At 34.0% G+C, this 6,993-nt stretch carries 8 protein-coding genes and 1 tRNA gene; 3 read left to right on the top strand and 6 right to left on the bottom strand.

The features are described from left to right. Window positions 1-236 (bottom strand): hypothetical protein (locus tag P8I29_06630; GenBank protein MDG1917467.1); only part of this gene is annotated, 236 nt, incomplete at its 3' end. A 116-nt stretch (window positions 237-352) separates the two neighbouring features. Between P8I29_06630 and glmM the strand changes: the two genes are divergently transcribed. Both glmM and P8I29_06620 read left to right on the top strand, forming a co-directional pair. Beyond that, entirely contained in the window at window positions 353-1,738 is a 1,386-nt protein-coding gene (gene glmM, locus P8I29_06625) for a phosphoglucosamine mutase (GenBank protein MDG1917466.1), read from the top strand. A 7-nt stretch (window positions 1,739-1,745) separates the two neighbouring features. Continuing rightward, on the top strand, window positions 1,746-2,876 hold the full coding sequence (locus P8I29_06620; GenBank protein ID MDG1917465.1) for a cysteine desulfurase family protein: 1,131 nt from the start codon (window positions 1,746-1,748) through the stop codon (window positions 2,874-2,876). Here P8I29_06620 and P8I29_06615 read toward each other — a convergent pair. The 3 genes from P8I29_06615 to P8I29_06605 are packed head-to-tail and all read right to left on the bottom strand — an operon-like array spanning window position 2,852 to window position 6,108. Beyond that, on the bottom strand, window positions 2,852-3,865 hold the full coding sequence (locus P8I29_06615) for a glycosyltransferase family 2 protein (protein ID MDG1917464.1): 1,014 nt from the start codon (window positions 3,863-3,865) through the stop codon (window positions 2,852-2,854). The genes P8I29_06620 and P8I29_06615 overlap by 25 nt on opposite strands. Then, window positions 3,844-4,650 carry a lysophospholipid acyltransferase family protein gene (locus P8I29_06610; protein ID MDG1917463.1) on the bottom strand — a complete coding sequence of 269 codons (807 nt, stop codon included), beginning with the start codon at window positions 4,648-4,650 and terminating at the stop codon, window positions 3,844-3,846. The genes P8I29_06615 and P8I29_06610 overlap by 22 nt, the downstream gene beginning before the upstream one ends. A gap of 54 nt (window positions 4,651-4,704) precedes the next feature. Further along, entirely contained in the window at window positions 4,705-6,108 is a 1,404-nt protein-coding gene (locus P8I29_06605; protein ID MDG1917462.1) for a GWxTD domain-containing protein, read from the bottom strand. A 108-nt stretch (window positions 6,109-6,216) separates the two neighbouring features. Here P8I29_06605 and P8I29_06600 point away from each other — a divergent pair. After that, window positions 6,217-6,301 (top strand) — tRNA-Ser (locus P8I29_06600). 41 nt (window positions 6,302-6,342) lie between these two features. Here the strand turns inward: P8I29_06600 and P8I29_06595 are convergent. Beyond that, window positions 6,343-6,810 (bottom strand): gliding motility-associated C-terminal domain-containing protein, encoded by a 468-nt coding sequence (locus tag P8I29_06595; GenBank protein ID MDG1917461.1) that lies wholly within the window; start codon window positions 6,808-6,810, stop codon window positions 6,343-6,345. Window positions 6,811-6,855: 45 nt separating this feature from the next. Beyond that, window positions 6,856-6,993 (bottom strand): 6,7-dimethyl-8-ribityllumazine synthase (locus P8I29_06590; protein MDG1917460.1); only part of this gene is annotated, 138 nt, incomplete at its 5' end.

Below are 6,993 nucleotides of genomic sequence, written 5' to 3'. Positions count from 1 at the left end.
GTGTTTGCTAACCATGAATTACCACTACTGATAGCGCTACCATCACCCCAGTCAATGGAATAATTACCGATGTCAACGTTAGACTGTAAGCTCAGAACGAAATCATTACCATCACAAACAATCCATTCTGGTGATGAACTTAGGTTTCCATCAAAGTCATAAAATTGAGGGTACTGAGAGTAGGAAATCTGAGTTAAAAGAAATACATACAGGAAAATAAATATCCTTTTTTTCATAGCTTTATAAAGATAGGCAAAATTCATAAAAATTACTCAATAATTGAAGGTTTTCATAATATTTCTAATTGAAATATTTTAAAATATTACTTTTGTGCTATTCAAAAAATAAACACATGACTTTAATCAAATCTATTTCTGGTATTAGAGGAACCATAGGCGGAAAAGTAGGGGAAGGGTTATCTCCTGTAGACGCAGTACGATTTAGCGCAGCTTATGGCACATGGATGCTAAAACGTTGTCAGAAAAAATCACCTGTAGTGGTGGTTGGTAGAGATGCTAGAATTTCTGGTGAAATGATTCGTCAGTTAGTGGTTAGTACTTTACAAGCCTTAGGAATAGATGTTTATGATTTAGGATTATCTACAACACCAACGGTCGAGTTAGCTGTACAAATGCAGAATGCCGATGGTGGTATAATACTTACAGCTAGTCACAATCCTAAACAATGGAATGCTTTAAAGTTACTTAACGAAAGGGGAGAATTCATTAATGCTGAAGATGGTGCTGAGGTATTGGCTATTGCCGAAGCTGATGATTATCATTTTGCTGAGGTTGATGATTTAGGGAGCTATACTTCAGACGATTCTTACATCCAAAAACATATTGACAGCGTAATTCAATTGAAGTGGGTAAATGTAGATGCTATTAAAGCGGCAAACTTTAACGTGGTTGTCGATGCCGTAAATTCAACAGGTGGTATTGCTGTTCCAGCACTTTTAGAAAGTTTAGGTGTGAGTTGCGTTCCTTTGTATTGTGAACCCAACGGTCATTTTCCTCACAATCCAGAGCCATTAGCTGAACACTTGACAGAGATATCAAAACTTGTAGTTGATAGTCATGCCGATTTTGGTATTGTTGTTGACCCTGATGTTGATAGATTAGCCATAGTCAATGAAGATGGCACTATGTTTGGTGAAGAATATACATTGGTTGCTTGTGCTGATTATATTTTATCTAAAGAAAAAGGAAATACGGTTTCAAATTTATCATCGTCAAGAGCTTTAAGAGAAGTCACTCACAAACATGGTGGTGAATACTTTTCATCGGCAGTTGGAGAAGTTAATGTAGTGAACCAAATGAAAGCTTGTAATGCAATTATTGGTGGTGAAGGTAATGGAGGGATTATTTATCCTAATTCGCACTATGGAAGAGATTCTATTGTCGGCATTGCTTTATTTTTATCATTACTAGCTGAAAAGAAAATGAAGTGTTCTGAATTACGAGCTTCTTACCCTAGCTTTTTCATGTCAAAAAATAAAATTCAACTGACACCAGAAATAGATGTAGATATGATTTTGTCCGAAATGTCTAAAAAGTATGCTCATGAAGATGTAACCACCATCGACGGTGTGAAGATTGATTTTGCTGAAGAGTGGGTACACCTGAGAAAGTCAAATACAGAGCCTATTATTCGTATTTATACTGAGAGTGGAAGTAAAGCTGGTGCAGATAAATTGGCAGAGCGTTTTATGAAAGAAATTAAAGAATTGACTATATAATTAAGCTATGAAAGTTTATTTAGATAATGCTGCAACAACACCTATAGATCAAGAGGTTTTAGAAGTTATGATTCCAATTCTCCAAGATGGTTTTGGAAATCCTTCATCTATACATTCTTTTGGTAGAGTTTCTCGTTCGCTCATTGAAAGAGCTAGAAAAAATGTTGCAAAACATTTAAATTGTACTCCCGGAGAAATATTTTTCACCTCAGGAGGTACAGAAGCCGATAATATGGCTATTCGGTGCGGTATGGTCGATTTAGGTATAAATCATGCCATCACTAGCAAAATTGAGCACCATGCTGTTGGTCATACTTTAGAAGATTTAGCGTCTAAAGGAATGATAAAACTGTCCTACGTTGATTTAGATGAGAAAGGAAACGTTGATTTATCCCATCTAGATGAATTATTGAAAACTAATAATAGAAGCTTTGTTTCTCTAATGCACGCCAATAACGAAATTGGCAACCTATTAGATATTCATGCTGTCGGAGAACTATGTCAGTCATACGACGCTATTTTTCATTCCGACACTGTTCAGACCATGGCTCATTACACATTTGACTTAGAAAATTTAAACATACAATTTATAACCGGTGCAGCACATAAATTCCATGGCCCAAAAGGAAATGGCTTTTTGTATATCAATAGTGATGTAAAAATAAATCCTTTTATATCAGGTGGTGGGCAAGAGAGAAATATGCGTGCTGGTACAGAAAATGTATACGGCATAGTAGGGCTTTCTAAAGCTATGGATGTTTCTTACAGAGACTTGCAAGAACACAGAAAACACATTGAGGGACTTAAAATACGAATGATTAAAGGCCTGAAAGAGGCTATTCCTGGAGTTGAATTTAATGGCGAGAGTGATCAATTAGAAAAATCCCTTTACACGGTTTTAAATGTTCTATTTCCGCAAACAGAAATTGCAGAAATGTTATTTTATAACTTAGATATAATGGGCATAGCTTCGTCTGGTGGTAGTGCTTGTTCTTCTGGTAGCAACTTGGGTTCTCATGTACTAAGAGGTATAGGTGTCGATATGAACCGTCCATCACTACGATTTTCTTTTAGCAAATACAATACACAAGAGGAGATTGATTATACGGTAAGTCAGTTAAAATCTTTATTGAGCTGATTATAGGTTTTTAATCGTTTTACAAAATACGAATACACTACACTTTTAGGGAATAGTTTAGCTTGGTAACTTGGTGGTCGTTTCTTTTTAAAAGACTTCAAAAAAGTGTAATATACTATATGTGCTTTTAAGATAGAAAATACATGAAGTGGCTTCCCATTTAAGATAAACTTAACAGCTGATAACCCATCTAGAATCATACGTTTAAAAAGTATACTGAAACGATTTTCTGGATTAAGATTCTTATATAACATTAGTAGGTTATTCCTGTAGTTGAGATAAGTTTTAAAAGTACTACCACTATTTAATGTACCGCCGCCTACGTGATAAACTGTTGACTTAGGTTCGCACATAATTTTATAACCTTTATTTTTGAGTCTCCAACATAGATCAATCTCTTCCATATGAGCAAAGAAATCCCAATCAAAGCCACCGATTTCGTAAAAAGCTTCTGAGCGTAAGAACAAACAAGCACCACTTGCCCAAAATACTTCAATAGCATCGTCATATTGCCCTTTATCTTTTTCTAAGGTATCAAAAACTCTTCCTCTACAAAAGGGGAAGCCATATTTATCTAAATGTCCGCCACAAGCGCCAGCATATTCAAAGCTACTTTTATCATCGTATTTTTTGATTTTGGGTTGACAAGCAGCAATGGTTTTGTCGTTATCCATTAAATGGATAATAGGGGAGATCCAATTCTCAGAAACCTCCACATCTGAATTTAGAAGAACATAATATTCGGCTTCAATGCGTTGAAGAGCATTATTATATCCTCCTGCGTAACCGTCATTACTTTTGTTTTGAACTAACTTCACATTTGGAAAGTTAGTTTTTACATAATTTACAGAATCGTCAGTAGATGCATTGTCTGCAACATATACTTGAGCATCACTACTTTTAAGAACGACATCAGCCAAGAATTTCTCAAGCCAATGAACACCGTTGTAGTTTAGTATAACGACTGCTACTTTTGTTGGTGTTTCCATCTTCTATGCGACCACAGCCAATAGGCTGGATTTTTATTAATATTATTTTCTAAAATTTGGGAATGTAAGCGTGTAATTTCTCCATCTGTAAGATCCTTTGGGGAATCTGTTATGAGTTCAAAATCAATTTTATAATTGGCACGACTTAAAGGGGTGACATGAGCGAAAAAAATAGGACAATCCATTTTTTTAGCTAATTTCTCTGTACCCAAAAATACAGGAGTTTTTTGATTTAAAAAACTAATCCAATGATTCAATTCATCTGCCGAGGGTGTTTGGTCGGATATAACGCCTATTACTCTTGGCTTTTCGCCTTTTTTTAAAAGGTAGCGTACACTTTCTTTCATACTAACTAAAGTAGCTCCAAACTGAGAGCGTAATTGCAATACTTTTTCATTCCAAAAACGTGATGATAGGGGTTTGTATATGCCAACCATTTCACCATTAAAATGTAATGATGATGCCAGTAGTCCCCATTCCCAGTTTCCGTAGTGTCCTAAAACAATTATGACATCTTTTTTTTGCTTTAGATATGAATTTATAAGAGTATCATTTTTAAATACATATCTTTTTTTGAGTTCTTTTTTTGAAAGATGAAATAGCTTTATTGATTCTGCTAATAGTTGACCGAAGTAGATGTAGAATTGGGACTTTATTTCACGCCTTGTTTTATTGTCTTTTTCGGGGTATGCATTTTTTAGGTTCTTGTCGATCACCTGTTTTCTATATCCTAATAGTCTGAGTAATACCGTAAATTTTACACCAATAATATTTATTAGCCACATGGGTAGGCGAGCATATAACTTTAGAATTATAAAGATTAAGTTGTTCAATTCGTATTAGTTAGGATTAGTGTAATAATCGATAGGTGATTTTTTTCCTTCATCAAAATCGTCATAATAATTTTCTTCGAATCGATTTAGCCAATCTTTGTCATTTATTTCTCCAAACTTATTGGTATAAACTAATCGGTATTCATTAGGCATTCTATCATTGGAGAAAATAAATTTCACATCTCTTTCGGAACCAATATTGTAATAATGCCAAACCTCAAAAGGTTGAAATCCTTTAGGCATAATTTCTTGTGATCTAGAATTAGGAGATCCGTAGCTCAAATATATTCTACCTCTATCTGATAAGTAGCCATCAACGATACCATTTCTAAACTCTTTATTGACTAATTTTACCAGATAATAATAGTTTAACCAACTTTGTTCAGTATTGAAAGGATCACGTTTATTCCAAAACCTGTAAAAATAGTTTTGTAGCATTGTTACATTTTCATAATCTAAATTTTTAGCCTGTATATTTTCTAGAGATGATTGCAAAGGTTTTAAATATTCAATGAATTGTTTCAGCGTATCTTTATCATTGATTGCTGTAATGAATGTTTCCTCAATGCTTATCTCTTCTGTTATGTCTTTATTTAACTTGTAGAACAGACGTTCTTGGGAATGAATAATTTCATTATTTCTATTTTTAGCTTCTATTTTTAAGGAATAAGTTCCGGTGGGTAATTCTTCTATTGAAAAGCTATTTAGGCTAGGGTAAAACGTAGAATTACTTTTTTTACTTTTGACTAGATTGTTAACTATTTTCTGTGTCGACTGAGAAATGACACTTATCTGAATAAGTGTTTCTTCATTAGATTCGGAGTAGTACTCGAAATAGCAACTTATTTTTTTATTAGCAGTATTATAAAGGTTAGAGATGAATGGTACTAAATCATAACCCCCTTTGCTTAACATATTTTTTTCGATAGTCTTTGAGTATGATTCTACCAATTGAACATCTGAAAATCCATTTTTTAATGTTTTTATTTCAATAGGCTGTTCGTGATTAATCTCTTCGTTTGAGCTGTTTACGTCTTTTATATTCAACTTAAGAGTATAGTTTCCGTCGGTTAGCTGATAGCGTTGTTGATCTAGAAACAAAAAGTCGATTGAAGATGTGTCTTTAATTTCTGGGCTCGACAAATTATATTTGTCAACTTTAATTACCTTATCATCTTGAATGAATTCAATAGAAACAGAGAGTTGAGCTTGATAGTTTCCGTTTTCATTGGTTTTATATTTTACACCCTTTCCATTTACGGATAAATAAGTTTCGAGATAAGATGTGTTATCAGTTTGAAAAAGAGCCATATCAAACCTAGCATCTATTTGTTGAGCAAAAGAAAATGTATGAAAAAACAGTATGTAAATGCAAGTAAAAAGACTTTTAGTAAATAGATAATTCTTCATAACGCTAAGTTAAAAAATTAATGTCGATTAATAATTCTAAAAATTTTATTGTTTTTTTTTCTCAAGTATGTGAAAAAACCCAAAATTATTTTACTTTTGCCGTCCGCAGGAGAGATGGCAGAGTGGTCGAATGCGGTGGTCTTGAAAACCATTGTACAGCAATGTACCGGGGGTTCGAATCCCTCTCTCTCCGCAAAAGGTCTGACAGTGTCAGACCTTTTTTTGTTTGCTGCTCTAATGTTTACCTATAAGATGGAATGTTCCTATTTTGAGTTTGTTGTTAAAGAGTAACTTATAAGTGAAAATCCCATCTTGAACAAGTCTGTTATTGTGTTTTCCATCCCAGCCATATTCTGGATTAGTAGTCTCAAAAAGTAGTTCGCCCCATCGATTGAAAATTAAAAAAACATATTCTCTAGGATATAAGTTATAAACAGGTTTAAACACTTCATTATTCATATCTCTATTTGGAGTGAAAGCTATTGGAATGAAGACACTGTCTCTTAAGTTTGCATCTATTTTAAATGTTTTGATAATACTGTCGATACATCCAAAGGGGTTCGTAGCTAAAAGTTTGACATCTACAAAATGCGTTTCTGAGCTACTGTATTGGTGAGTAGGTGAATACTCTGAAGATAGATTACTACTATCTCCAAAATTCCATAGGTAATCGTTATTTGTTCCGCCATCAGTAGCGTTCAAGAATTGAAAAAGGGTTTTATTTTCTATGCTAAAATCAATTTCTGTTTAAAATTCTGATTTAAGGCTAAGCATTTTTATAGCACTAATTGCCGCTTCAGTACCTTTGTTTCCATGCTTTCCGCCGGAGCGGTCGATAGCTTGTTGCATGGTGTTATCGGTGAGTACACCAAAGATGACAGGCTT

Source organism: Flavobacteriales bacterium, assembly GCA_029248105.1.
Lineage (GTDB): Bacteria > Bacteroidota > Bacteroidia > Flavobacteriales > UBA7312 > UBA8444.
The sequence above is the reverse complement of the archived record's forward strand: the minus strand, read 5'-3'. Positions and strand labels throughout refer to the sequence as shown.

Bases quoted from the DNA above. Each gene is read 5' to 3' on its own strand.
- P8I29_06615 (MDG1917464.1), bottom strand. From the start codon at position 3,865: ATGGAAACACCAACAAAAGTAGCAGTCGTTATACTAAACTACAACGGT.
- P8I29_06620 (MDG1917465.1), top strand. From the start codon at position 1,746: ATGAAAGTTTATTTAGATAATGCTGCAACAACACCTATAGATCAAGAG.
- P8I29_06610 (MDG1917463.1), bottom strand. From the start codon at position 4,650: ATGTGGCTAATAAATATTATTGGTGTAAAATTTACGGTATTACTCAGA.
- glmM (MDG1917466.1), top strand. From the start codon at position 353: ATGACTTTAATCAAATCTATTTCTGGTATTAGAGGAACCATAGGCGGA.
- P8I29_06605 (MDG1917462.1), bottom strand. From the start codon at position 6,108: ATGAAGAATTATCTATTTACTAAAAGTCTTTTTACTTGCATTTACATA.